The sequence below is a fragment of the Aeromonas sp. 25-AL00135 genome (assembly GCF_054052385.1).
This window is the reverse complement of record NZ_JBSTYQ010000008.1, coordinates 33,668-56,158: the sequence shown is the minus strand read 5'-3', so window position 1 is coordinate 56,158 and position 22,491 is coordinate 33,668. Positions and strand designations below refer to the sequence as shown.

22 protein-coding genes are annotated in these 22,491 nt (G+C 60.9%); 15 read left to right on the top strand and 7 right to left on the bottom strand.

Features of this window, described 5'->3' with window-relative positions:
• Window positions 1–49: 49 nt before the first annotated feature.
• Window positions 50–1,963, top strand: coding sequence for a molecular chaperone HtpG (gene htpG / locus ACW5XC_RS09215; RefSeq protein WP_042052895.1), 1,914 nt, complete (start codon window positions 50–52; stop codon window positions 1,961–1,963).
• Between the two features lie 105 nt (window positions 1,964–2,068).
• Here htpG and ACW5XC_RS09210 read toward each other — a convergent pair whose 3' ends face one another.
• The 6 genes from ACW5XC_RS09210 to pspF all read right to left on the bottom strand — a co-directional run bounded on the left by ACW5XC_RS09210 (window position 2,069) and on the right by pspF (window position 8,510).
• Window positions 2,069–2,854: a peptide ABC transporter ATP-binding protein gene (locus ACW5XC_RS09210; RefSeq protein WP_005333681.1), complete on the bottom strand. Its 786-nt coding sequence runs from the start codon at window positions 2,852–2,854 to the stop codon at window positions 2,069–2,071.
• Between the two features lie 34 nt (window positions 2,855–2,888).
• Window positions 2,889–3,887 carry a peptide ABC transporter ATP-binding protein gene (locus tag ACW5XC_RS09205; protein ID WP_005333679.1) on the bottom strand — a complete coding sequence of 333 codons (999 nt, stop codon included), beginning with the start codon at window positions 3,885–3,887 and terminating at the stop codon, window positions 2,889–2,891.
• The gene (locus ACW5XC_RS09200) at window positions 3,887–4,780 is read right to left on the bottom strand and encodes an ABC transporter permease subunit (RefSeq protein ID WP_042052893.1); all 894 of its coding nucleotides are present in this window, start codon (window positions 4,778–4,780) and stop codon (window positions 3,887–3,889) included. Before ACW5XC_RS09200 ends, ACW5XC_RS09205 begins: the two co-directional genes overlap by 1 nt.
• 35 nt (window positions 4,781–4,815) lie before the next feature.
• Window positions 4,816–5,775: an ABC transporter permease gene (locus tag ACW5XC_RS09195; protein ID WP_005333676.1), complete on the bottom strand. Its 960-nt coding sequence runs from the start codon at window positions 5,773–5,775 to the stop codon at window positions 4,816–4,818.
• Between the two features lie 2 nt (window positions 5,776–5,777).
• On the bottom strand, window positions 5,778–7,373 hold the full coding sequence (gene sapA / locus ACW5XC_RS09190) for an ABC transporter substrate-binding protein SapA (protein WP_040069341.1): 1,596 nt from the start codon (window positions 7,371–7,373) through the stop codon (window positions 5,778–5,780).
• Between the two features lie 108 nt (window positions 7,374–7,481).
• Complete coding sequence (gene pspF / locus ACW5XC_RS09185; RefSeq protein WP_005361185.1) at window positions 7,482–8,510, bottom strand: phage shock protein operon transcriptional activator; 1,029 nt, start codon at window positions 8,508–8,510, stop codon at window positions 7,482–7,484.
• Between the two features lie 196 nt (window positions 8,511–8,706).
• Between pspF and pspA the strand changes: the two genes are divergently transcribed.
• From pspA to ACW5XC_RS09130, 11 genes are all read left to right on the top strand, one after another.
• A complete protein-coding gene (gene pspA, locus ACW5XC_RS09180) occupies window positions 8,707–9,393 on the top strand; it encodes a phage shock protein PspA (protein ID WP_005361184.1) in 687 nt (228 codons plus the stop codon).
• A gap of 3 nt (window positions 9,394–9,396) precedes the next feature.
• Window positions 9,397–9,633, top strand: coding sequence for an envelope stress response membrane protein PspB (pspB, locus tag ACW5XC_RS09175; RefSeq protein ID WP_005333672.1), 237 nt, complete (start codon window positions 9,397–9,399; stop codon window positions 9,631–9,633).
• Complete coding sequence (gene pspC, locus ACW5XC_RS09170) at window positions 9,630–10,034, top strand: envelope stress response membrane protein PspC (protein WP_005333670.1); 405 nt, start codon at window positions 9,630–9,632, stop codon at window positions 10,032–10,034. The genes pspB and pspC overlap by 4 nt, the downstream gene beginning before the upstream one ends.
• Window positions 10,035–10,136: 102 nt before the next feature.
• Window positions 10,137–11,543, top strand: coding sequence for a YcjX family GTP-binding protein (locus tag ACW5XC_RS09165; protein WP_042052892.1), 1,407 nt, complete (start codon window positions 10,137–10,139; stop codon window positions 11,541–11,543).
• 65 nt (window positions 11,544–11,608) lie between these two features.
• Window positions 11,609–12,640 carry a YcjF family protein gene (locus ACW5XC_RS09160; protein ID WP_042052891.1) on the top strand — a complete coding sequence of 344 codons (1,032 nt, stop codon included), beginning with the start codon at window positions 11,609–11,611 and terminating at the stop codon, window positions 12,638–12,640.
• Window positions 12,641–12,797: 157 nt separating this feature from the next.
• Entirely contained in the window at window positions 12,798–13,592 is a 795-nt protein-coding gene (phhA, locus tag ACW5XC_RS09155) for a phenylalanine 4-monooxygenase (protein WP_042052890.1), read from the top strand.
• A 52-nt stretch (window positions 13,593–13,644) separates the two neighbouring features.
• The gene (locus tag ACW5XC_RS09150) at window positions 13,645–13,983 is read left to right on the top strand and encodes a 4a-hydroxytetrahydrobiopterin dehydratase (protein ID WP_042052889.1); all 339 of its coding nucleotides are present in this window, start codon (window positions 13,645–13,647) and stop codon (window positions 13,981–13,983) included.
• Between the two features lie 148 nt (window positions 13,984–14,131).
• The gene (gene tyrR, locus ACW5XC_RS09145; RefSeq protein WP_005333656.1) at window positions 14,132–15,679 is read left to right on the top strand and encodes a transcriptional regulator TyrR; all 1,548 of its coding nucleotides are present in this window, start codon (window positions 14,132–14,134) and stop codon (window positions 15,677–15,679) included.
• A gap of 189 nt (window positions 15,680–15,868) precedes the next feature.
• Entirely contained in the window at window positions 15,869–16,426 is a 558-nt protein-coding gene (locus ACW5XC_RS09140; protein WP_005333646.1) for a YfiR family protein, read from the top strand.
• Window positions 16,423–17,652: a diguanylate cyclase domain-containing protein gene (locus tag ACW5XC_RS09135; protein WP_042052887.1), complete on the top strand. Its 1,230-nt coding sequence runs from the start codon at window positions 16,423–16,425 to the stop codon at window positions 17,650–17,652. The genes ACW5XC_RS09140 and ACW5XC_RS09135 overlap by 4 nt, the downstream gene beginning before the upstream one ends.
• Window positions 17,653–17,687: 35 nt before the next feature.
• Window positions 17,688–18,176, top strand: coding sequence for an OmpA family protein (locus ACW5XC_RS09130; protein WP_005333642.1), 489 nt, complete (start codon window positions 17,688–17,690; stop codon window positions 18,174–18,176).
• Window positions 18,177–18,271: 95 nt separating this feature from the next.
• On the opposite strand, the gene ACW5XC_RS09125 is transcribed toward ACW5XC_RS09130, so the two are convergent.
• Window positions 18,272–19,009, bottom strand: a complete 738-nt coding sequence (locus ACW5XC_RS09125) for a TerC family protein (protein WP_005333641.1) — start codon at window positions 19,007–19,009, stop codon at window positions 18,272–18,274.
• A gap of 120 nt (window positions 19,010–19,129) precedes the next feature.
• Between ACW5XC_RS09125 and ACW5XC_RS09120 the strand changes: the two genes are divergently transcribed.
• The 3 genes from ACW5XC_RS09120 (at window position 19,130) to ACW5XC_RS09110 (ending at window position 22,386) form a co-directional block, all read left to right on the top strand.
• Complete coding sequence (locus tag ACW5XC_RS09120; RefSeq protein WP_042052885.1) at window positions 19,130–20,245, top strand: ATP-NAD kinase family protein; 1,116 nt, start codon at window positions 19,130–19,132, stop codon at window positions 20,243–20,245.
• A 99-nt stretch (window positions 20,246–20,344) separates the two neighbouring features.
• Window positions 20,345–20,623, top strand: coding sequence for a YfcL family protein (locus tag ACW5XC_RS09115; RefSeq protein WP_005333639.1), 279 nt, complete (start codon window positions 20,345–20,347; stop codon window positions 20,621–20,623).
• Between the two features lie 98 nt (window positions 20,624–20,721).
• A complete protein-coding gene (locus ACW5XC_RS09110) occupies window positions 20,722–22,386 on the top strand; it encodes an AMP-binding protein (protein WP_042052884.1) in 1,665 nt (554 codons plus the stop codon).
• Window positions 22,387–22,491 lie beyond the last annotated feature (105 nt).

The window sequence follows — 22,491 nt, the reverse complement described above, 5'->3', positions numbered from 1 at the left end:
CCATCTAGGTTGGGCATATGTTCAACCCGATGTTTCTGAGGATTGGTCCATGACCCAAAGTGTTCATGCCGAAACCCACGGCTTTCAGACTGAAGTCAAACAACTGCTGAGCCTGATGGCTCACAGCCTCTACTCCAACAAAGAAGTATTCCTGCGCGAGCTGATCTCCAACGCCTCCGATGCGGCGGACAAGCTGCGCTTCAAGGCGCTTTCCGATGCCTCTTTGTTCGAAAACGACGGCCAGTTGCGTGTGCGTCTGGTGGTGGACAAAGAGAAGCGTACCCTGACCATCTCCGATAACGGGATCGGTATGACCCGTGATCAGGTGATTGAGCATCTGGGTACCATCGCCAAGTCCGGCACCGCAGAATTCTTCAAAAACCTCTCCGGCGATCAGGGACGTGACTCCCAGCTGATCGGCCAGTTCGGGGTCGGTTTCTACTCCGCCTTTATCGTGGCCGACAAGGTGACTGTGGTCTCCCGTGCCGCCGGTACTGCTCCGGAGCAGGGCGTACAGTGGGAATCTGAAGGGGAAGGCTCCTTCACCGTGGCTGATGTGACCAAAGAGGGTCGCGGTACCGACGTCATCCTGCACCTGCGTGCCGAAGAGGACGAGTTCCTCGACGACTGGCGTCTGCGCTCCGTGGTGGGCAAATATTCCGATCACATCAGTGTGCCGGTCGAAATGTTCAAAGAGGGCACCCCGGATCGGGAAGAGGATGGCGAAACCATCGTCGGCACCCCGGGCGAGTGGGAGCAGGTCAACCGCGCCACTGCACTGTGGACCCGCAACCCGAAAGATATCAAGGACGAGGAGTATCAGGAGTTCTACAAGCACGTCGCCCACGACTTTGAAGATCCGCTGCTCTGGGGTCACAACCGGGTGGAAGGGGCGCAAGAGTACACCAGCCTGCTCTACGTACCGGCCCGCGCACCGTTCGACCTCTACAACCGCGAGCAAAAGCACGGTCTGAAGCTCTATGTGCAGCGCGTCTTCATCATGGACGATGCCGAGCAGTTTATGCCGACCTACCTTCGCTTCGTCAAAGGGGTGCTGGACTCCAACGATCTGCCGCTCAACGTCAGCCGCGAGATCTTGCAGGACAACAAGGTGACCGCCTCCCTGCGCAAGGCTTGCTCAAAGCGCGTGCTGACCATGCTCTCCAAGCTGGCGAAAGACGATGCCGAGAAGTACGCCAAATTCTGGAGCGAGTTCGGTAACGTGCTCAAAGAGGGCCCGGCCGAGGATTACGCTAACCGCGAAGAGATCGCCAAGCTCCTGCGCTTTGCCAGCACCGCTGGCGAGGGCGAAGCCCAGACTGTCTCTCTCGAGGATTACGTTGGCCGCATGAAGGAAGGCCAGCAGAAGATCTACTACATCACTGCTGACTCCTATGCCGCTGCCAAAAACAGCCCGCACCTCGAGATCTTCCGCAAGAAGGGTGTCGAAGTGCTGCTGATGTGGGAGCGTGTGGATGAGTGGCTGATGAGCCACCTGACCGAGTTCGACGGCAAGCAGCTTATCTCCGTCACCCGTGGCGAACTGGATCTCGGCGATCTGGAAGACGAAGCCTCCAAACAGGCGCAGATCGATGCCGAGAAGGCCAACGCCGGTCTGGTTGAGCGGGTCAAGAAGAGCCTGGGCGATGCAGTGAAAGAGGTGCGTGTCACCCACCGTCTGACCGACTCCCCCTCTTGCATCGTCACCGACGCCTACGGTATGAGCACCCAGATGATCAAGCTGATGCGCGCGGCCGGCCAGCCGGTACCGGAGCAGAAGTACATTCTGGAGCTCAACCCTGACCATGCGCTGGTGAAGAAACTCGACACCATTGAAGACGAGGCGCTGTTCGGTGAGTGGGTCACCCTGCTGCATGAACAGGCCCAGCTGGCCGAGCAGGGCGGGCTGAACGATCCGGCGAGCTTCGTCTCCCGCATCAACCGCCTGTTGCTGCAAGCCTAAGCTGCAACGCCGGTAACAGAAAGCCCACTGCATGCAGTGGGCTTTTTTGATCCCGCCGAGTGAGCGCAGCGAAACACAGCGGCAAGGGAAGCGGCCAGCGCCTCTCTATTTGCGGTATTCGTTGTTGTAGTTCTGGATGAGACGGCGAGTCACCTCATGCTGGGGATCGGCAAATACCTTGAGGGTTTTGCCGCGCTCCACCACCCGACCTTCGTGCATTACCAGCACTTCGTCGCTGATATGGCTGACGATACCCAGATCGTTGGCTACCAGCACATAGCTCAGCCCCATGGTCTCCTGCATCTCCAGCAACAGGTTGATGATCTGGGAGCGTACCGAGATATCCAGGGTGGAGAGCGCCTCATCGGCCACCACTATCTTGGGGTTGAGGATCAGCGCGCGCGCCAGTGCCACCCGCTGCTGCTGACCGGAGGAGAGCATCTGCGGATAGAACAGGGCGTGATCCGGCAGCATCCCCACCATACGCAGGGTTTGCACCACCTTCTCACGGCGCTCCTCCTCGGTCATCTCGGTGTTGAGACGCAGCGGGGTTTCCAGGATCTGGCCGACCCGGATCTTGCGGTTCAGCGAGGTGTTGGGATCCTGAAAAATCATCCGCAGCAGTTTGCAGCGAGTCTGGTAATCACCATGCACCATCAGTTGGCCGTCGATGGCGATGTCGCCGCTGGTGGGTTCAATCATCCCGGCCAGAATGCGGGCGAGGGTACTCTTGCCGGAGCCAGCTTCGCCGACGATGGCGAGGGTCTGGCCCACTTCGAGGTCGAACGAGAGGGGCTTGATCGCCTCCACCGCCTGACGACGAAACAGACCGGTACGGTTCTGGTAGGTTTTGCTAAGGCCTCTGACCTGCAACAGGGACGGCTCGATCACAAGCGGGGCTCCTTAATGGGGGCATTAACGGTCATCATTTTTTCGGCTCCTCCATGTTCAGCGGGAAGTGGCAGCTGAACTGATGGCCCTTGATCTTGTTCATCAATGGAGTCTGCACGCACTGCTTCTGGGCGTAGGGGCAGCGCGGCCCCAGACGGCAGCCGATGGGCAGGTGTTGCAGCGGCGGGATGACGCCGGGCAGGGTCTCGAGGCGCGACTTGTGGCGCACCAGCTTGTCAAAGTCGGGGATCGATTTGAGCAGGGCATCGGTATAGGGGTGATGCGGGGTCTCGAGGATCTGCTCCCGGGTGCCTACCTCCACCATCTGGCCGCAGTACATCACGTTGATGGTATCGGTCAGGTTGGCGATGGCGGCGATATCGTTACTGATGATCAGGATGGTGGTATTGCCCAGCTTGTTCATCTTGTCCAGCAGTCGCAGGATCTGGGAGTGGGTGGTGGACTCCATGGCGCTGGTGGGCTCGTCGGCTACCAGCAGACGCGGCTGGTTGGCAATGGCCATGGCGATCATCACCTTCTGGCACATGCCATCCGACAGCTCGTGGGGATAGGCGCGCATCACCTTGCGGTGATCCTTGACGCCTACCCGGTGCAGCAGGGCGATGGCTTTCTTCTTGCGCCACTGGAAGCGCTGCCAGAATTGTCCCTCGAACGAATCGGTCGGGATCGCTTCTTCCAGCTGGGTGCCGATCTCCTCGGAGGGATCGAGACAGCTGATGGGGTCCTGGAAGATCATGGCGATCTCGCGACCCATGATGCGACGGCGCTCCTTGGGGGCCATGGTCAGCAGATCCATGTCGTTGAAACGCATCCGGTCGGCACGAACCGTCCAGTTGTCCTTCTCGATGCCGACGATCACCTTGGCGATCAGACTCTTGCCGGAGCCGGATTCACCCACCAGACCGCGGATCTCCCCCTCGGTCAGGGTCAGGCTCACCTTGTCCACCGCCTTGACCTTGCCTTGCGGGGTGTCGATCTCGATGGTGAGATTGCGAATGTCGAGCAGCGGCATCAGTCATTCCCCTCTTTGAGTGCTTCACGAATGCCTTCACCAACTAAATTGGTCACCAGCACGCTGAACAGGATGGCGATGCCGGGCAGGGTGACGGTCCAGGGGGCGAGATAGATAAGGTCGCTCGAATCGGCCAGCATGGTGCCCCACTCAGGTTGGGGAGATTGGGCGCCGAGGCCAAGAAAACCGACCGCCGAGATATCGAGAATGGCCGCCGACAAGGTGCGGGTGGTCTGGGCCACCAGGGTCTCGACAATGTTGGGCAAAATAGCCAGCCGCATGATCCGCAAGGGGGGCGAGCCATCGAGGCGGCTGGCGGTGATGTACTCCTTCTGCATCTCGGCATGCACTGCGTTGTAGGTGGCCCGGATAAAGGGCGGGATCAACGCCAGGGTAATGGCTATCAGGGTATTGCCAAAACCCGGCCCCATGATGGCGACCATGATGATGGCCATCAGCAGGGAGGGGATGGAGAGCAGGGTATCGAGCAGGTGGTGCAGCACGCTCGATTTAAGTCCCTTGCTCATCCCGCCGAGGATGCCGATGGCTGAGCCCACCACCATGGCGATCACCACTACGACCAGCGCATAACCGAAAGTGAGGCGCGCCCCCACCACCAGCCGGGAGAGCATGTCGCGCCCCAGATCGTCGGTGCCGAGGAAGTAGTCGATGTTGCCGGTCGCCGCCCAGGAGGGGGCGAGCAGCAGCTTGTCGGTGTGCTGTTCATCTATGCCGTAGGGGACGACCAGCGGCCCCACCAGCGTGATGAGCAGCAACAGCAAAAAGCACCATAGCCCCGCCATCGCCAGAGGATTGCGGCTGTAGGAGGCCCACGTCTGCTCAAGGGGCGAGAGGATCTTGAGCTCGGGATAGATGTTCGATTTATCTTGCATAGGATACCTGGCTCCTGGTCACGCCATGAGCGCGTTCAATCTTGTTTGGCATACAACTCTTTGCGCCGTGCCGGATAGATAAGGGTGGTCAGCAACTCGGTGCTGACGCTGGTCAGGATCACGAAACTGGCCACTACCAGGGTTGCGCCGCGAATGGCGGCGTAATCCTGCAGGGCGATGCTGCTGATGAGCCAGCGGCCGATCCCGTGCCACTCGAACACCACCTCGGTGATCATGGCGGAGGTGAGCACGCTACCCAGTTGCAGACCCAGCAGCGGCAGTACCGGCGGCAAGGCGTTCTTGAGACCATGGCGCCAGACGATCTGCGCCTTGGAAAGGCCCCGGCTCGCTGCCGCCTTGATGTAGTTCTGCTTCATCACGTCGATGAGCGAGCTGCGTACATGGCGGATCACTTCGGTGGTAGGCACCACCGCCAGCACCAGTGACGGAAGGATCAGGTGGCGCAGGGCATCGTGCAGCGCCGCTTGCCGCCAGGGCTCGTTGCTGAGCAGCACATCGATCACCGCGATGCCGGTAATGGGGGGTACGTCGTAGAGCAGGCTGATCTGGCCCGACGCCGGCAGCCAGCCGAGATCCAGCGAAAAGAGCATCACCACCAGCAGCGCCAGCCAGAACACCGGCACCGCATAGCCGATAAGACCGGCAGTCATGATGGAGAGATCCAGCGTCTTGCCCTGTGACAGGGCCGCCAGGGTTCCTAGAGGGATCCCCACCAGCAGTGAGATGGCGAACGCCGCCAGACAGAGGATCAGGGTTGCCGGGAAGTAGTGGCGGATCTCGTCCAGCACCGGCAGCCCGGAGACGCTGGAGAGCCCCAGGTCACCTGCGAAAATGCGGCGCAGGAAATCGGGATAGCCGCTCCAGAAGCTGAGCTGATGACCGATCAGCCGATAGTCCAGCAGATAGGCGACAAAGGTCAGCGCCAGCAGGGTGATAAGCAGCAGGTTGATGCGGCGCAAGGTGTATAGAAGCATGCTTACTCCCTGTGAGCCTGGTTGAAGGAGGTGCCGCCAAAGGGCATCAGCGTCAGCCCCTCGATGTCGCTGCGGCTGACCTGGGTACGCAAGGCGTGTGCCAGCGGGATCAGCGGCAGCTGTTCGTTAAGCAGGGTCTGGGCATAGTAGTAGTTGCGCAGCCGGAACGAGAGCTGGGGTGTGGTGACCGCATCATCCAGCAACTGATCGAAGGCCGGGCTACACCAGCGGCTGTAATTGTTGCCGCGCTCCACTGCCGAGCAGCTCAGCAGCTGGCGGAAGAAGTTGTCCGGATCGGCGTTATCGGCAATCCAGCCGGAGAGCAGACTGTCGTACTGCCCCTTGGTGAGACGGCCTTCGATCACCGGCCACTCCCGTTGCACGATCTTGAGCTTGATCCCGACCTTGGCCAGATCGCTGCGGATCAGCTGGGCGGTCTTGACCGCATCCGGGTTGTAGGGGCGGGCGTCTGGCTGTACCAGCACCTGCATCTCGAACCCTTTCTCCAGTCCCGCCTCCTTGAGCAGCTGGCGCGCCCGTTTCAGGTCGGGTTTGCGCTCGGGCAGGCTGGGGTTGTACCCCCATGAGAGGGTCGGCAACAGGCTGTTGGCGGGCAGGCCGGTATCGAAATAGACCGCCTGCAACAGGTTGTCGATGTTGATGGCGCTGGCAATGGCCTGACGCACCTTGACGTTGTTGAACGGCGGCTTGCGGGTATTGAGGGCCAAAAAGGCGACGTTCATCCCCGACTGGACCGAGAGGCTCAGCGCCGGATTTTGCTTGATCACCGAGAGCTGGCTGGCGGAAGGGGTGCTCATCACGTCGCACTCGCCGGTCAGCAGCTTGGCCAGCCGTTTGGCGGATTTGGGGGTGATGTCGTAGACCAGCTGTTCAATCTTGGCATCGCCGCCCCAATAGCCGGGATGGCGCAGATAGCGAATGAACTCGTTGTGGCGATACTCCTTGAAGCTGAACGGCCCGGTGCCGATGGGGCGGCTATCCAGCAGGGCTGGTGTGCCCGCCTGCAACATCTGCTCGGCGTATTCGGCGGAGAGGATCACCGCATAGTCGCTGGCCAGGGTGGCGAGGAAGGAGGCGTTCGGCTGATTCAGCTCGAACACTACCGTCTGCGGCCCCTTCTTGCTCACCCGCTTGATCAGCAGATCTTGCCCCAGGCTGTAGAAGTAGGGGTAATCGCCGCCGGAGACATTGTGATAGGGGTGCTGCTCGTCCAGCTGGCGGGCATAGGTAAAGACCACGTCATCGGCATTGAAGGTGCGGGTGGGCTTGAACCAGGGGGTATGGTGAAAAGTCACCCCCTTGCGCAGGGTCAGGGTATAGGTGAGGCCATCCTCGCTGACATGCCAGTTGGTGGCGAGCGCCGGCTCCAGCGCCAGGGTGTTGGGGTTCACCTCCAGCAGGCGGTCGTAGAGCGGACGGGCACTGGCATCCAGTGTCACCCCGGAGTTGGAAACATGGGGATTGAAGGAGAGGGGGGATCCCTCAGCACAATAGATGAGTCCGGTTTTGGAGGCCTCGGGTTGCTTCTGGCAGCCGGTGACCAGCACCAGCATACCCAGCAGCAAGGGTGTGAGCATTCTCATTGTTGAACCATGTTCTTATAGGGGTTTTGTACGCATGTTTTGATACAAATGTGCCAGCGCGAAGGCTGGCGTGTTGCTGGAGTCGGCATCAACCGCGCTCCTTCACTCTTGTTCTGCATCGTTATCGCCATCCAGCAGCTGATATTTGCGTAGCATGCCACGGAACTGGTGATAGCTTAAGGCCAGCAGTTGAGCGGCTTTGCGCTGATTATACTGGGATTGCTGCATCGCTTGCTTGAGTAAATTAATCTCGTACTCCGCCACCGCCTGCTTGAGATCGAGCGGCAAGGCGAGGGGGGATGCAGATTGTACCTCGCTTCGGGCCTCTTGCGCAGGTTGCGTGACCTGTGGTCGCCAGGGGGAATCAAACGGGTTGAGCACCAGGGTCGAGAGCGGCAGCTGGGGATTGCCCTGACGATAGATACTGCGCTCCACCACGTTCTTCAGCTCCCGCACGTTGCCCGGCCAGTGGTAATCCAGCAGTAGCTGGGTTGCCTTGCGCGAGAAACCGGCAAACAGCGGATAGCCCAGCTCCCGGGTCATGCTGTGGGCGAAGTGCTCCGCCAGCATCAGGATATCTTCCCGCCGCTCCCGCAAGGGGGGGAGGGTGATCACATCAAACGCGAGCCGATCGAGCAGATCGTGGCGAAACAGCCCCTTGTCGGCCAGCGCAGGGAGATCCTCGTTGGTGGCGCAGACCAGCCGCACATCCACCTTGAGGGGCTTGGCCCCACCCACTCGCTCGAACTCGCCATACTCGATGACCCGCAGCAACTTCTCCTGCACCCGGGCGCTGGTGGTGGCCAGCTCGTCGAGGAACAGGGTGCCGCCATCGGCCCGCTCGAAGCGGCCCTGATGGCGCTTGGCCGCACCGGTAAACGATCCCGCCTCGTGACCGAACAGCTCGGTCTCCAGCAGGCTCTCGCTCAGGGTGGCGCAGTTGATGGTGACAAAGCTTTGATCCCAGCGCGCCGAGAGATAATGTAGGCGGTGGGCGATCAGCTCCTTGCCCGTCCCCCGCTCACCGATGATCAGCACGGGTTTGCGCAGCGGGGCGAGCCGTGAGGCCTGCTCAATGATCTCGAGAAATGCGTTGGATTCCCCCAGCAGGCTTTCCGTGGCCGTGGTCATAGTGATCCCTGTCAGTTGTAAAAGCTGGTCAATCTTACCAAAAGTTGGTGATTTTAATCATCTCTTGCGCGAGGCATCTTGCAATCCGGTTATTCTGCCCCATATAAATCAACAAGTTAAATTTTGTTCCAGATTGGCACACAAGTTGCCATTGTCAATGGAGAAACAACGCCATGCCAATAACAGGAGTGCAATCATGAGTATTTTTTCCCGTCTGGCCGACATCATCAATTCCAACCTGACGGCCCTGCTCGACAAGGCAGAAGATCCCCAGAAGATGGTGCGCCTGATCATCCAGGAGATGGAGGACGAGCTGGTCAAGGAGCGTTCCAATCTGGCTCGCTTCCTCGCCAGCCAGAAAGAGATTGGCCGTCAGGTCGCCCGTCATCAGGAGCGGGTCGACGAGTGGCAGGCCAAGGCCGAGCTGGCCCTTACCAAGGGACGTGAAGATCTGGCCCGCGCCGCCCTGATCGAGAAGAAGAAACAGACCGAGTTGTCAGAGACCCTCTACCGCGAGCAGCAGGCGGTCGACAGCGGCATCGAGAAGCTGGGTGAAGAGATCCGCCAGCTCGAAGCCAAGCTGGAAGATGCCCGCGCCCGTCAAAAGGCGATGGCCATTCGCACCGAAGCGGCCAGCAGCCGTCTCAATGTGCAGAGCCAGGTAGCCCGTGGCGAGAGCCAGGCGGTGGTGAGCAAGTTCGAGCGGATGGAGCGTCGCATCGACGAAATGGAGGCGCGCGCCGATCTGGGTCAGTCCGACAAGGCGCTGGCGCAGCAGTTTGCCGAGCTGGAAGTTGACGATCAGATAAGCCGCGAGTTGGAAGCCATGCGCCAGAAACTGGGTCAGGGCGACAGCAAAAGCGAAGGCAAACAGGGGGAGTAACAGATGGAAGATCTGCTGGGCGTATTGATGGTTCCCATGGTGGTCTTCATGGTGGTGGTGGCTCCCATCTGGCTGGTGCTGCACTATCGTGCCAAGGGGCGGATTGGCGCCGGTCTTGCCGATAGCGAGCGGGAACAGCTGCAAGGGCTGCTGGCTCGCACCGAGAAGATGCAGGAGCGAGTGGGCGCGCTGGAGTCGATTCTGGATGCGGAAGTACCCGGTTGGAGGAACAAGGTATGAGCAGTGTCAGTCGTGAAGGGCGTAACCTCTATCGCGATCCCCAGCGTGGCAAGATAGCCGGGATCTGTGCCGGTTTGGCTGAGTATTTCGGGGTGGAGACCTGGATCGTGCGGCTGCTCGCCATCAGTGGCCTTATCTTCGCCGGTTTCATCACCTTCACCGCCTATATCGCCGCCTGGTTCCTGCTCGACAAAAAGCCGGTTACCCTCTATTCGCAAGAGGATGCCGACTTTGCCGAGGTGCGGATGAAAGCGCGCAGCTGGCAGGCGGGGATCACCCCTCATCAGGCGCTGGGCCGCATCGCGCAGGAACTTGACGCGCTGGAGCCCAGAGTTCAGCGGATCGAGAAACTGGTGACCTCCAGGGAGTTCACCCTGCAGCGGGAATTTCGCAAGCTGTAGTGCTTGCTCAAGCACTCAATGTCGATGGCGGCGCCTCCCGTGATGCGCCACCATCGACACCAGCTATCCAGATGCAACCACCAAGGGAGAACGGATCAAGCCTTGATACTCAATAAACTGGAACAGAAGTTGACTCGCCTGCAACACAAGGCGAACGACGTGGTGAACCGGGTGCGGGATCGCCATATTCGGCTGGCGGTGACCGGCCTCTCTCGCAGCGGCAAGACCGCCTTTATCACGGCGCTGGTCAACCAGCTGGAGCACGCGGCCATCGACGGCCGTTTGCCGTTGTGGGATGCCCTGCGTCAGGGGCGCATCCTCGGTGCCCGCCGGGTGCCGCAGCTCAATGCCCACATCCCCACCTTCGCCTACGAACGTGGCCTCGACTCCCTGTTTGGCGATCCACCTGCCTGGCCCGAGCCCACTCGCGGCGTGGCCGAGGTGCGCCTCGAAATCCGCTATCGCACCCGTCATCCCCTGCGCAAACATCTGGGGGAGATCTCCACCCTCTACGTGGATCTGGTGGACTACCCCGGGGAGTGGCTGCTCGACTTGCCGCTCCTTGAGATGAGCTACGAGCAGTGGAGCGAACAGGTGCGCGAGCAGCTTCGTCGCCCAGAGCTGCAGGCACTTGCCGCCAGCTGGCTGACACCCGGGTGGCAGGTCGATCAGCGTTTCGAAGAGCGGCCGGTGGCTGAGCTTGCCGAGCGCTACACCGCCTATCTGCATGCCTGCAAACAGGAGCTGGGATTGCACCTTATTCAACCCGGCCGTTTCGTGTTGCCGGGGGAGTATGCCGGTGCCCCCATGCTGCAATTTGTCCCCTGGGTGTGGGATATGCCTGACAGCGAGCCCGCCGATGGCACTCTTTACGCCACTCTCAAGCAGCGCTTCGAGCAGTACAAGCAGCATCTGGTGCAGGGATTCTATGAGCAGCACTTTGCCGGCTTTGATCGCCAGATCGTGCTGGTGGATTGCCTACAGCCTCTCAACGCCGGGGCGGCCAGCTTTGGCGACATGCAGCAGGCCATCGCCCGCATCATGGAGAGCTTTGCCTACGGCAAGAGCAACTGGTGGCGGCGACTCTTTTCGCCCCGTATCGACAAGCTGCTGTTTGTGGCGAGCAAAGCCGATCACGTCACCCCCGAACAGCATGCGCCCATGGTCTCCCTGCTGCAGCATCTGGTGCGCAGCGGCCGCGGTCAGGCCCGTTTTGAGGGGATCACCACTGAGTGTCTGGCGCTCGCCGCCATCAAGGCGACCGAGGTGGGCAAGGGGGTGGCCAATGGCCGCGAGTTTCCCGCCATCCGTGGCACCAGCCTGAGCGGTGAGCCGCTGCTGCTGTTCCCGGGTGAAGTGCCGCCTCATATTCCCCCCGCACAGTGGTGGAACAGTCAGGGCTTTGATTTTCAGGCGTTTCGTCCCATGCCCATGAGCCCCCATCAGGCGCTGCCCCATATCCGGCTCGATGCGGCGCTGGAGTTTCTGCTCGGGGATCACCTCGAATAACGGTGTGCGGCTCGGGTTTGTTTCCTGCGCCGCCCGCAGGAGACTGTTTTCAGGAGAATAAGGCGATGAACGATCAGATAAAAGAGCGGCCACCGCTGCAGGGCAAGGTGATCCTTGAGCCTGCCTTGACGGTGGCCAGTGACGAGCGACCGCCCGCACCGTCCCAGCGGCTGGAGGAGGCGAGCTTCGAGCGCCTCGACGAGCTGGACGAGTTCAGCGAGGTGGAGAGCGCCCTCGTCATCAAACCGCGTCGCCGTCATCGGCTGCTGGCGTGGGGGCTGGGAGCGGTCGGTTTACTCTCGTTGGGCCAGTATGGCGCCTTTCTTTACGATCAATTCCTCACCACCCCGCTCTGGGGCAGCGCCTGGCTGGCGGCCTCGGCGCTGGTGGCGGCGGGGACCGCCAGCGTGGTGGGGCGCGAGTGGCTGCGACTGCGCACCCTCAAGCGGCGTCAGGATGTGCGCTCGCGGGCAGAAGATCTGCTGGCCCATCAGGGGGTCGGCCAGGGGCAGGCCTTCTGCGAAGGGTTGGCGGTCAAAAGTGGCGACAAGGGGCGCGAGGGGTATCAGACCTGGCTGGCCCAGCTCGATGAGAGCCACAGCGATCGGGAGGTGCTGACCCTCTATAGCCAGCTGGTGCTTGGCGAGCGTGACAAGCTGGCGCAGGCGCGGGTGGCCAAATGGTCGGGGGAGGCCGCCGTGCTGGTGGCGCTGAGCCCGCTCGCCACCGTCGACATGATGCTGATGCTGTGGCGCAACCTGCGGATGATCGAGGACATCGCCGATGTCTACGCCATCGAGCTCGGCTACTGGAGCCGCATTCGCCTCATCCGTCAGGTGTTTTGCAACATGCTCTACGCCGGTGCCACCGAGCTGGTGACCGAGGTGGGGATGGACTTGCTGGGCGCCGAGTTTGCCGCCAAGCTCTCTGCCCGCGCGGCGCAAGGGGTGGGGGCCGGGCTGCTCACTGCTCGCCTTGGCCTGCGCACCATAGAGGCGTGCCGCCCGCTGCCCTGGTGTGCGGACGAGAAACCCAAACTCGGCGAGCTGCGCAAGCGGCTGATCGGCCAGCTGGCGGGGTATCTCAATAAGCCTTGATGGCTGCTGGAGATCAATAGCGGTTGTCACAATTTATTTACAACTGTTCCAGGCAGCTGACTCATGGGTCGGCTGCTTTTTTTGTTGCCATTTCGTTACATTGAAGCCGTGATGAAACGGCAAGGCGCCTGATGTGGCGCCAGAGGATGGAACCGCTATGGCAACCTTCTACACCGCCCACCAGCCGGATGCTGACGGGGTGATCCACTACAGCAACGAAGAGCATGGCACCTGGCAGATCCTGATCGAACGTCAGTTCGCCGCTCTTGCTGGCAAGGGGTGTGACGAGTATCTGGCCGGTCTCGACAGACTGGGGCTGCCCCGTGATCGCATCCCCCAGCTGGCCGAGATTAACGCCGTCTTGCAGCCTGCGACCGGCTGGTCGGTGGCGGCGGTGCCTGCGCTTATCTCGTTCGATCGCTTCTTCGCCCTGCTGGCCAATCGCCAGTTTCCGGTGGCTACCTTTATCCGGCGCCGGGACGAGCTCGACTACCTGCAAGAGCCGGATATCTTTCACGAGATCTTCGGCCACTGCGCCATGCTGACCAATCCGGCCTTTGCTCACTTTACCCATCTTTACGGCCAGTTGGGGCAGCAGGCGAGCAAGGAGCAGCGGGTCTTTCTGGCGCGGCTCTACTGGTTCACCGTGGAGTTTGGCCTGCTGGCGACACCTGACGGGCTGCGTATCTACGGCGGCGGCATTCTCTCCTCCATCGGCGAGACCGCCTATGCCCTTTCCGGGAAGCCGCTGCTGCAACCCTTCGATCTACTGACCGTGCTGCGCACCCCCTATCGCATCGACATCATGCAGCCCACCTATTTTGTGCTGCCGAGTCTCGATCATCTCTACCAGCTGACCGGGGAGGAGATCATGGCTGCTCTGGCCGAGGCCAGTCGGCTTGGCCTCTATCCGCCGCGCTTTGAGGTTCCCGCTGGCAAACAGGCGAGCTGACCAAAAGCAAACAACCCTATTTCATTTTCATTAATTCAAGCAGGAGTAACCCATGTCCGAACTGGCCAGCCAGCAGTGTGAAGCGTGTCGCGCCGATGCCCCCAAGGTGAGCGATGAGGAGCTGCGCGAGCTGATGCAGCTTATTCCCGACTGGCAGCCGCTGGTGGAGGAGGGGGCGCTGCAACTGCGGCGAGAATTTACGTTTCGCAACTTCAAGGAGGCGCTGGCGTTTACCAACCGCCTGGGGGAGCTGGCGGAAGCGGAGTTCCATCATCCGGCCATCCTGACCGAGTGGGGCAAGGTGACTGTCAGCTGGTGGACCCACAAGATCGGCGGATTACACCGGAACGACTTCATCATGGCGGCGCGCACCGATCAGTTGCTCCGGTAATCACACCACACACCAGCGTCATCGGTTGACCCGGGCCTGCCTGCGAAAGCAGGGCGGGCCCGCATTTTTATGGGCTGGCGCTCGCACTGGGGGGATCGAGACTGTATTATCCGCTCATTCATAGAGTTAGCTAGGAAGTGTGTCCCGAATGCGTCTTGAAGTCAGCTGTGAAGACCGCCTGGGCCTGACCCGGGAACTGCTCGACCGCCTGGTGGAGCACAATATCGATCTGCGCGGCATCGAAATCGATACCTCAGGCATCATCTATCTCAACTTTCCCGAGCTGGAGTTCAGTGATTTTCAGCACCTGATGCCGGAGATCCGCCGTATTCCCGGCGTCTACGACGTCAAGACCATCCCCTACATGCCTTCCGAGCGAGAGCATCACGAGATAGAGGCGCTGCTCAAGGCGCTGCCGGATCTGGTCTTCTCCCTCGACAGCAAGGGCAAGGTGACCCAGGCCAACCAGTCTGCCCTCACCACCCTCGGCTTGCCTGTGGAGGAGGTGCGCGGGGTGGCGCTCGGTTCGCTGGTCAAGGGCTTCTCCTTCACCCGCTGGCTGGAGGCGAGCGAGATCAAGCCGCAGACCTGCAAGCTCAGTTTCAATGGCGAAGAGTATCTGGCAGATCTGATGCCGCTGTTCGTGGCAGAAGCCCGCGGCAAGCAGGCGCTGGCTGGGGCCGTGGTGGTGCTCAAATCTGCCCGTCGGGTCGGCCTGCACTTCAGCGCGCTTCATGCGGTGGAAGTGGGGGGCTTCGAGCATCTGCAGGCCGAGAGCCCCAAGATGAAAGAGGTGCTGTCGCAAGCGCGCAAACTGGCGATGCAGGATGCGCCGCTGCTGATCGTCGGTGAGACCGGTACCGGCAAGGAGCTGCTGGCCCGTGCCTGTCACGGGGCTAGCCTGCGCTCCAGCCACCCCTTTATGGCCCTCAACTGCGCCGCCATGCCCGATAACGTGGCCGAGAGCGAGCTGTTTGGTTATGCCCCCGGCGCCTTTGGCAACAACACCGAGGGCAAACGCGGCGTGCTGGAGCTGGCAAGCGGCGGCACCCTGATGCTGGACGAGATCGGTGACATGTCTCCCCATCTGCAGACCAAGTTTTTGCGGGTGCTGCAGGATGGGGTGTTCCGCCGGGTCGGTGACGAGCAGGAGGTGAAGGTCAACGTGCGTTTCATCTGCACCACCCAGAAGCAGTTGCTGGATCTGGTGCACGAAGGAACCTTCCGCGAGGATCTCTATTATCGCCTCAACGTGCTCAGTCTGGCGCTGCCCCCCCTGCGCGAGCGCAAGGCAGACATCATGGTGCTGGCCCAGCAGTTTGTCTCCCGCTTTGCCAGCGAGTTGCAGCGACCCCGTCCGCGCTTTACCCGCAACATGGCCGACTACCTGACCGCCTATCGCTGGCCGGGCAACGTGCGTCAGCTGCGCAACTGTCTCTACCGCGCCATGACCCTGCTGGAAGGGGATGAACTGGGGCCCGAGCAGATCGACCTACCGGTGGCGGCCGATACCATGCCGCTGATCGACGAGTGGTTTGAGGGGAATCTCGACGATGCGGTGAAGCGCTTCGAGAGCCAGCTGCTGGCCCGGCTCTATCCCGCTTTCCCGTCGACGCGCCAGCTGGCCAAACGCCTGGGCGTGTCGCATACCGCCATCGCCAACAAGCTGCGGGAATACGGCATCAGCAAGAAGTGATTTCCGTCTTGTTGCCTGCCACCAGAGAGCCCGTTACCAGACGGGCTCTCCGTTTTCTTTACACGAACCCGGTAGTTGATGGCGGGGTGAGACTTGTCAGGCCAGTGTCAGCCAACTTACTATCTGGGTTCATGTACCCGAACCGCAATGCCATAGCAGCGGTATTGTCAAGGCGACTACCTCCCGATCATGCTGTTACTCTTTTCCCCCCGTTTAACTGCCCGTCTGGCGCTCCTGTTGGTTGCGTTTGGCCTGCTGTTGCCCCGCGCGCTGGCGGAAACGGCCGCAGAGAGCCGGGCGACGGCGGTCAGGGAGCTGGTGCTCGATATCATGAGTTACACCCGCTGGCCCACCGAGCCTGCGGTGCTGCGTATGTGCGTGGCGGCACCGACCGAATATGCCGGTGCCCTCTTTACCATCGATCGTCAGGCCAATGGCCGTACCGTGCAGGTCCATCGTTACGAGGCGAGCGATCCGGCCATCAGCGATCACTGCGATGTGCTCTATCTGGGGGTGCTCGACGAGCCGACCCGGATTGCGCTGTTTGCCCGCCTGCAGGGACACCCAGTGCTCAGCATCAGCGAATACAACCACGACTGCTCCACCAGCTCGGTGTTCTGCCTGCAGACCTCGCCGGACAGCGTGCGGGTGCGGTTTAAAGTGAACCTCGATGCTCTGGCCCTGAGCGGAGTGCGGGTGCATCCCGCCGTGCTCAAGCTGGCCCATGCCGACAAGGGGGTCCCATGAGACGACAGGTGAGCGCGGCTCCCCGCCGTCTGACCCTGCGTCAGAGCCTGGGGCGAACCCATCTGGTGGCCGCCATCACAGCCGTCAGCGTGGCGGGACTCTTTTTTACTCTGGTGGCCCTGCTGGTAGTGCGTTTTTACGCCGACCACAATCTGGAGCTGGTAGCCCGCGCCATCAGCTACAGCGCCGAGGCGGCGGTGGTGTTCCACGATGAGGAGGCGGCGAGCGAGGCGCTCAGTGGCATCGTTGCCAAGGAAGAGGTGGCCGAAGCCACTATCGTGCTGACCAACGGTCAGCTGCTTGCCAGTTGGGAGCGCCCCAGAAGCAACCCGCTGGTGACGCTCGAAGACTATCTGGCCCAACTGCTGATGCCGGGGCCTGTCAAGCTCCCCATGCTGCGGGGTGGTGAGCAGATCGCCACTATCGAGCTGCGGGGCCACGGTGAATACCTGTTGCTGTTTTTGCTCTCGGCGCTGCTGGCGATGGTGGTTTGCCTGATGCTGAGCGCCATGGTGGCACTCTATGTGGCTGACCGGATGCAGGTCTCCATCACCGCACCGCTGCGCAAACTGGCACTTGTCGCCCACTCGGTACGTCGACAACGCACCCTGGGGATGCGGGCGCCACCGGCCGATATTGTCGAGATTAACGAGCTGGGGGATGACTTCAACTCCCTGCTGGACGAGCTGCAAGCCTGGCAGGCCCAGCAGGCCCGCGAAAATGCCAGCCTGCTCCATCAGGCGACTCACGATGCCCTCACCGGACTGCCCAATCGCGCCCTGTTTGAAGCGCGGCTCGCGCAGGCCATCTCCCTCGGCGAGCAAGAGGGGTTTGCGCTGCTCTATCTCGACTGCGATCGCTTCAAGCAAATTAATGACACGCTGGGGCACAACGCCGGTGACGATGTGCTGATCGCGCTCTCAAGACGGGTACAACATCAGCTGCGTCCGGATGATCTGGTTTTTCGCCTCGGTGGTGACGAGTTTGCGGTGCTGGTTGGCCCACTCCAGCGACAGCATGAGGTGGAAGAGGTGATTGGCCGCATCCAGCAGGCGATGAGCGAACCGGTGGCGCTGCGTGATGGTCGTCAGCTGGTGGCAGAGGTGAGTGTCGGCTTTGCCGTCTATCAGGCGGGCATGAGTGCCAGCGTGCTGTGTGATCAGGCCGATGCAGCCATGTATCTGGCGAAACGGGCGCGCCGCAGCGAACAGCAAACCATCGCCTGACTGGCAAGAATAACAACATAAACAAGGAGCAAACCATGAAGATCACCCACCTGTTGAAAGTGACCCTGCTGGGGTTGATGTTGTCACTGCTGGCCGGTTGCCAGAGTGCCCCCAAGGGGTTGACCCCGGAGCAAATCGCCGTGCTCAAGGAGCAGGGCTTTTATCTGACCGATGAGGGGTGGACGCTGGATCTGGCCAACCGGGTGCTGTTTGCCAACAACGTGGGGGCGCTCAATCCCCAGACTCGCCAATCCGTTGAAAAACTGGGTAAAACACTGCTTGGCGTAGGGTTGGACAAGGCGCGGGTGGATGGGCACACTGACAATACCGGCGAGAGCAGCTACAACCAGCAACTCTCACTGAAGCGGGCCCAGTCGGTGGCCGATGTGCTGGTCTCGGTCGGCATGAAGCCAGCCAATCTGGAGATCCATGGCCGTGGCGAGACCATGCCGCTGGCGGATAACAAGACCAGAGAGGGCCGGGCCGCCAACCGCCGGGTTGCCATCGTCATCAGCGATCAATAACCCTTCTCATCATTTCATTACCCATAAAAAAGAGCGCCCGACCGGCGCTCTTTTTGATCGCGACAGCTGGGGTCGCGGGGGCATGTGGGGCAGGGTTACTGCGCGCTATTTTGCCCGTTATTGTCGTGATGGCTGCGCAGGCGGATGTTGATCATCTCCACCACCAGCGAGAAGGCCATGGCAAAGTAGATGTAGCCCTTCGGAATATGCAGGTCCATCCCCTCGGCCATCAGGGCGAAGCCCACTAGGGTGAGGAAGGAGAGGGCCAGCATCTTGATGGTGGGATGGCTGTCGACGAAATCACCGATGGATTTGGCGGCAAACATCATGATGAAGACGGCGATCATGATGGCCAGCACCATCACCGGCACGTGATCGGCCATACCGACTGCGGTGATCACAGAGTCGAGGCTGAACACGATATCGAGGATGGCGATCTGGATCAGGGTGCTGATAAAGCCCGAGGCCGCTTTGCTGACGCTTTCCGGCTCGGCCGCCCCTTCCAGGGTGACGTGGATCTCGTGGGCACTCTTGCCGATGAGGAACAGGCCCCCCAGCAGCAGGATCAGATCGCGGCCGGAGATGGCTTCACCCAGCACGGTGAAGAGCGGATCGGTGAGGCGCATCACCCAGGCCAGCGAGAGCAGCAGCAGGATCCGGGTACCCATGGCGAGCCCCAGACCCAGAATACGCGCTTTTTGACGCTGCGCCTCCGGCAGGCGACCTACCAGGATGGAGATAAAGATGATGTTGTCGATGCCCAGCACGATCTCGAGCAGGGTAAGGGTGGCGAGTGCGACCCAGGCAGAGGGATCAAGAACCCATTCCAGCATGATTGAACCTTGGTTGAAAATTGGTTGGAAAATTGAAGCAGCGCATTCTAGCAGGGGCGCCACTGCTTGTCCCAGAGGGGGGAAAAGATAAAAATGGTGGCCATCGCAAGGGAGGCAGGCATGTTTCGATTAGGGTTCATTATTAATCCGGTCGCCGGGATTGGCGGCGCAGTGGGGCTCAAGGGCAGTGACGGTGTAGTTGCCGAGGCGCTGGCCCGAGGCGCTGTGCCCAAAGCGCAGGAGCGGGCGCTGCAAGCTCTGTTGCCACTGTGCGAGCTGAATGTCCCGTTCGAACTGCTGACGGTGGCGGGAGAGATGGGGGAGACGGTAGCCCGATCTCTGGGACTACCCTGTCGGGTCATCTATCAACCGGTCGGGGAGAGTACCTCGGCCGGTGATACCCGCCACGCCGCCGGGCTGATGCGTGAAGCCGGGGTCGATCTGCTGCTGTTTGCCGGTGGTGATGGCACGGCGCGGGATATCTGCGCCGCGGTGGGGGAGTCCTGCCATGTGCTCGGCATTCCCGCGGGGTGCAAGATCCACTCCGGCGTCTACGGGGTGACCCCCGCCGCCAGCGGGCGGGTGGTGGCGCGGATGATCGCAGGGGAACTGCTCAGCCTGATCGATGCCGAGGTGCGCGACATCGACGAGGAGGCGTTTCGCGCGGGCAAGGTGCGGGCCCGCCACTACGGCCAGCTGAAGGTGCCCGGTGATCTGCGTTATGTGCAGGCGGTCAAGCAGGGGGGCAAGGAGTCCGAAGAGCTGGTGCTGGCGGATCTCGCCGCCGGTGTGGTGGAGCAGATGGAGCCCGATACCCTCTATCTGATGGGCTCCGGCAGCACGGTGGCAGCCTGTATGGCAGAGCTCGGTCTGGAAAATACTTTGCTCGGTGTGGATCTGGTGGAAAATGGCCGACTTATCGGGCAGGATCTCAGCGCCGCCGAGATCCTGACCCGGATCCGCGGTCGTCGCTGCCGACTGATCATTACCCTGATAGGCGGACAGGGACATCTGTTCGGGCGCGGAAATCAGCAATTGAGTCCTGAGGTGATTCGGTGTGTCGGGCTGGACAATATCCAGGTGCTGGCAACCAAAGCCAAGCTTGCCGCCCTTGCGGGCAGGCCGCTGCTGGTGGACACCGATGATCCCGAATTAAACCGGGCGTTGCGTGGTTATCTGCGAATAACCACAGGATACAAGGATCAGGTCATCTACCCGGTGGCCAACCCGGAATAGGACGCCAAGGACGCTGCTGGCCTGGCGCCAGAGAGCTGCAATCAACCGGATTGCGGTTCCATACCCCCGAATTTTTTGCCGCAAATGAGGCTGCGTTACATGACGATTCACGATTTTGAGCACAAGTTGTTGGGACTGATCGACAGCATGGTTGCTACCGCGACCGACGATGAGCTGTTTGCGGGGGGTTACCTGCGAGGTCATATCTCATTGGCCGTTGCCCGGGCAGAGCTGGAAGGCAAGACCCTGGTGCGGGACGTCAAGAGCTATGTGCTGCGCAGCCTCAACGAGGCGATCTTGCAAGGTGAGCTTTCTGAAGAGGATGAAAAACTGGTGCAGGCGATGTGGAGTCGTTTGCAACAAGACGCAGAAGCTTGATCGGATACACAATTCAAACTGAAGTTTGAGTTTATCCTTCCCCTGAAGTTAGTGAAAGGTTAATAATAAGTTTCGCCTTTTGTTTCAGGGATTAAACTATGGCCTCCTCCTCACGTATTGCCAATAAACTGCCGCTCGAGATGCTCTATCACTGGGAGCGGCAGTGTCCTGATCGAACCTACCTGCGTCAAACCATCAACCGCGAATATGTCGATTTCACCTGGGGTGAAGTGGCCGATGAAGCGCGGCGGATGGTGACGGCCTTGCGTCACCTCGGTCTGGTGGCCGGTGACAAGGTGGCGCTGCTCTCCAAGAATTGCGCCCAGTGGTTTATCGCCGATCTGGCGATGCAGATGGGGCAGTATGTGAGCGTGCCCATCTACCCGACTGCCAACGTCGACACCATCGAATATGTGCTGCGCCATAGCGAGGCCAAGGCGATCTTCGTCGGCAAGCTGGATGACTGGAAGAGTCAGGAGGCGGGCGTACCCGCCGATCTGCTGCGCATCGCCTTCCCCTATGACACCATGCCGGCCAGCCACCAGTGGGACGATCTGCTGGAGGCGCATGAGCCGATCCCTGACAGCCCGGTGCAGGCCCCTGACTCCCTGCTGAGTCTGGTCTACACCTCCGGCAGTACCGGCAAGCCGAAAGGGGCCATGCTGAGCGTCGAGCGTTACGCCTGGTCGTGCGAGAAGCTGGTGGAGACGGTGAGCCTGAGCCAGGCCGATCGGGGTTTCTCCTATCTGCCGCTGGCCCACATTACCGAGCGGGTCTACATCTACGGCGGCAGCCTCTATGGCGGCGCTACCATCGCGTTCCCCGAATCCCTCGACACCTTTATCGAAGATGTCAAACGCTGCCGTCCCACCGTCTTTATCTCGGTGCCGCGGCTGTGGGCCATGTTCCGCATCAAGATCCACGAGAAGCTGCCCCAGAAGAAACTCGAACTGCTGCTCAAGATCCCGCTCATCTCCGGCCTTATCAAACGCAAGCTGCAAAAGGGGTTGGGACTGGATCAGGCCCGGGTACTCGGCTGCGGCTCCGCGCCTGTCTCCCCTGCGCTGCTTGAGTGGTATCTGAGCATTGGCCTCAAGGTGACGGAAGCCTGGGGCATGACCGAGAACCACGCCTACTCCACCATCAACTACCCGTTCCGCGCCGACAAGATCGGCACTGTCGGCAAGGCGGGGATCGGGGTGACCATCAAGATCTCCGACGAGGGGGAGATCCTCTGCCGCTGCGAAGGGATGATGCTGGGTTACTACAAGGACCCCGAGCACAGCGCCGAGGCCATCGATGCCGAGGGGTGGCTCCACACCGGCGACATGGGCAAGCTGGACAAGGAGGGTTATCTCACCATCACCGGCCGGATGAAGGATGTGTTCAAGACCGCCAAGGGCAAGTATGTGGCGCCGGTGCCCATCGAGGGACTGCTGGGGCAGGAACCCATCATCGAACAGCTCTGCGTGATTGGTTACGGCATGCCGCAGCCCATTGCGCTGGTGCAGCTGGCCGAGAGTGCCATGAAAGGCAATCGGGAGGAGGTCAACGCCAGACTGGAAGCGGCGCGGGTTCGGGTCAACGATCAGCTGGAATCCCACGCCAAGATCCGCGGCATTCTGGTAGTGAAAACCCCCTGGAATATCGAGAACGGTGTGCTGACCCCCACCATGAAGATCAAGCGTCACCTGCTGGAACAAAAGTACGCCCAGGTCGGGGATCGCTGGCCCTCATCCCAAGTGGTGGTGTGGGAGGAGTAAATCCCATTTTTCCATCGCGCACCAAACAACAACGGCCCTTGATGGGCCGTTGTTGTGTTTGGGGCATTTCACTCGCCGCTGTTTTGTCGGCGAGTAAAAGCGCGC

Coding starts and splice junctions, on each gene's coding strand:
- pspC (WP_005333670.1), top strand. CDS start 9,630: ATGAGCAGTGTCAGTCGTGAAGGGCGTAACCTCTATCGCGATCCCCAG.
- tyrR (WP_005333656.1), top strand. CDS start 14,132: ATGCGTCTTGAAGTCAGCTGTGAAGACCGCCTGGGCCTGACCCGGGAA.
- ACW5XC_RS09150 (WP_042052889.1), top strand. CDS start 13,645: ATGTCCGAACTGGCCAGCCAGCAGTGTGAAGCGTGTCGCGCCGATGCC.
- pspF (WP_005361185.1), bottom strand. CDS start 8,510: ATGACCACGGCCACGGAAAGCCTGCTGGGGGAATCCAACGCATTTCTC.
- ACW5XC_RS09110 (WP_042052884.1), top strand. CDS start 20,722: ATGGCCTCCTCCTCACGTATTGCCAATAAACTGCCGCTCGAGATGCTC.
- ACW5XC_RS09120 (WP_042052885.1), top strand. CDS start 19,130: ATGTTTCGATTAGGGTTCATTATTAATCCGGTCGCCGGGATTGGCGGC.
- pspA (WP_005361184.1), top strand. CDS start 8,707: ATGAGTATTTTTTCCCGTCTGGCCGACATCATCAATTCCAACCTGACG.
- ACW5XC_RS09205 (WP_005333679.1), bottom strand. CDS start 3,887: ATGCCGCTGCTCGACATTCGCAATCTCACCATCGAGATCGACACCCCG.
- ACW5XC_RS09135 (WP_042052887.1), top strand. CDS start 16,423: ATGAGACGACAGGTGAGCGCGGCTCCCCGCCGTCTGACCCTGCGTCAG.
- ACW5XC_RS09200 (WP_042052893.1), bottom strand. CDS start 4,780: ATGCAAGATAAATCGAACATCTATCCCGAGCTCAAGATCCTCTCGCCC.
- ACW5XC_RS09140 (WP_005333646.1), top strand. CDS start 15,869: ATGCTGTTACTCTTTTCCCCCCGTTTAACTGCCCGTCTGGCGCTCCTG.
- ACW5XC_RS09195 (WP_005333676.1), bottom strand. CDS start 5,775: ATGCTTCTATACACCTTGCGCCGCATCAACCTGCTGCTTATCACCCTG.
- ACW5XC_RS09125 (WP_005333641.1), bottom strand. CDS start 19,009: ATGCTGGAATGGGTTCTTGATCCCTCTGCCTGGGTCGCACTCGCCACC.
- ACW5XC_RS09115 (WP_005333639.1), top strand. CDS start 20,345: ATGACGATTCACGATTTTGAGCACAAGTTGTTGGGACTGATCGACAGC.
- ACW5XC_RS09130 (WP_005333642.1), top strand. CDS start 17,688: ATGAAGATCACCCACCTGTTGAAAGTGACCCTGCTGGGGTTGATGTTG.
- pspB (WP_005333672.1), top strand. CDS start 9,397: ATGGAAGATCTGCTGGGCGTATTGATGGTTCCCATGGTGGTCTTCATG.
- htpG (WP_042052895.1), top strand. CDS start 50: ATGACCCAAAGTGTTCATGCCGAAACCCACGGCTTTCAGACTGAAGTC.
- phhA (WP_042052890.1), top strand. CDS start 12,798: ATGGCAACCTTCTACACCGCCCACCAGCCGGATGCTGACGGGGTGATC.
- ACW5XC_RS09160 (WP_042052891.1), top strand. CDS start 11,609: ATGAACGATCAGATAAAAGAGCGGCCACCGCTGCAGGGCAAGGTGATC.
- sapA (WP_040069341.1), bottom strand. CDS start 7,373: ATGCTCACACCCTTGCTGCTGGGTATGCTGGTGCTGGTCACCGGCTGC.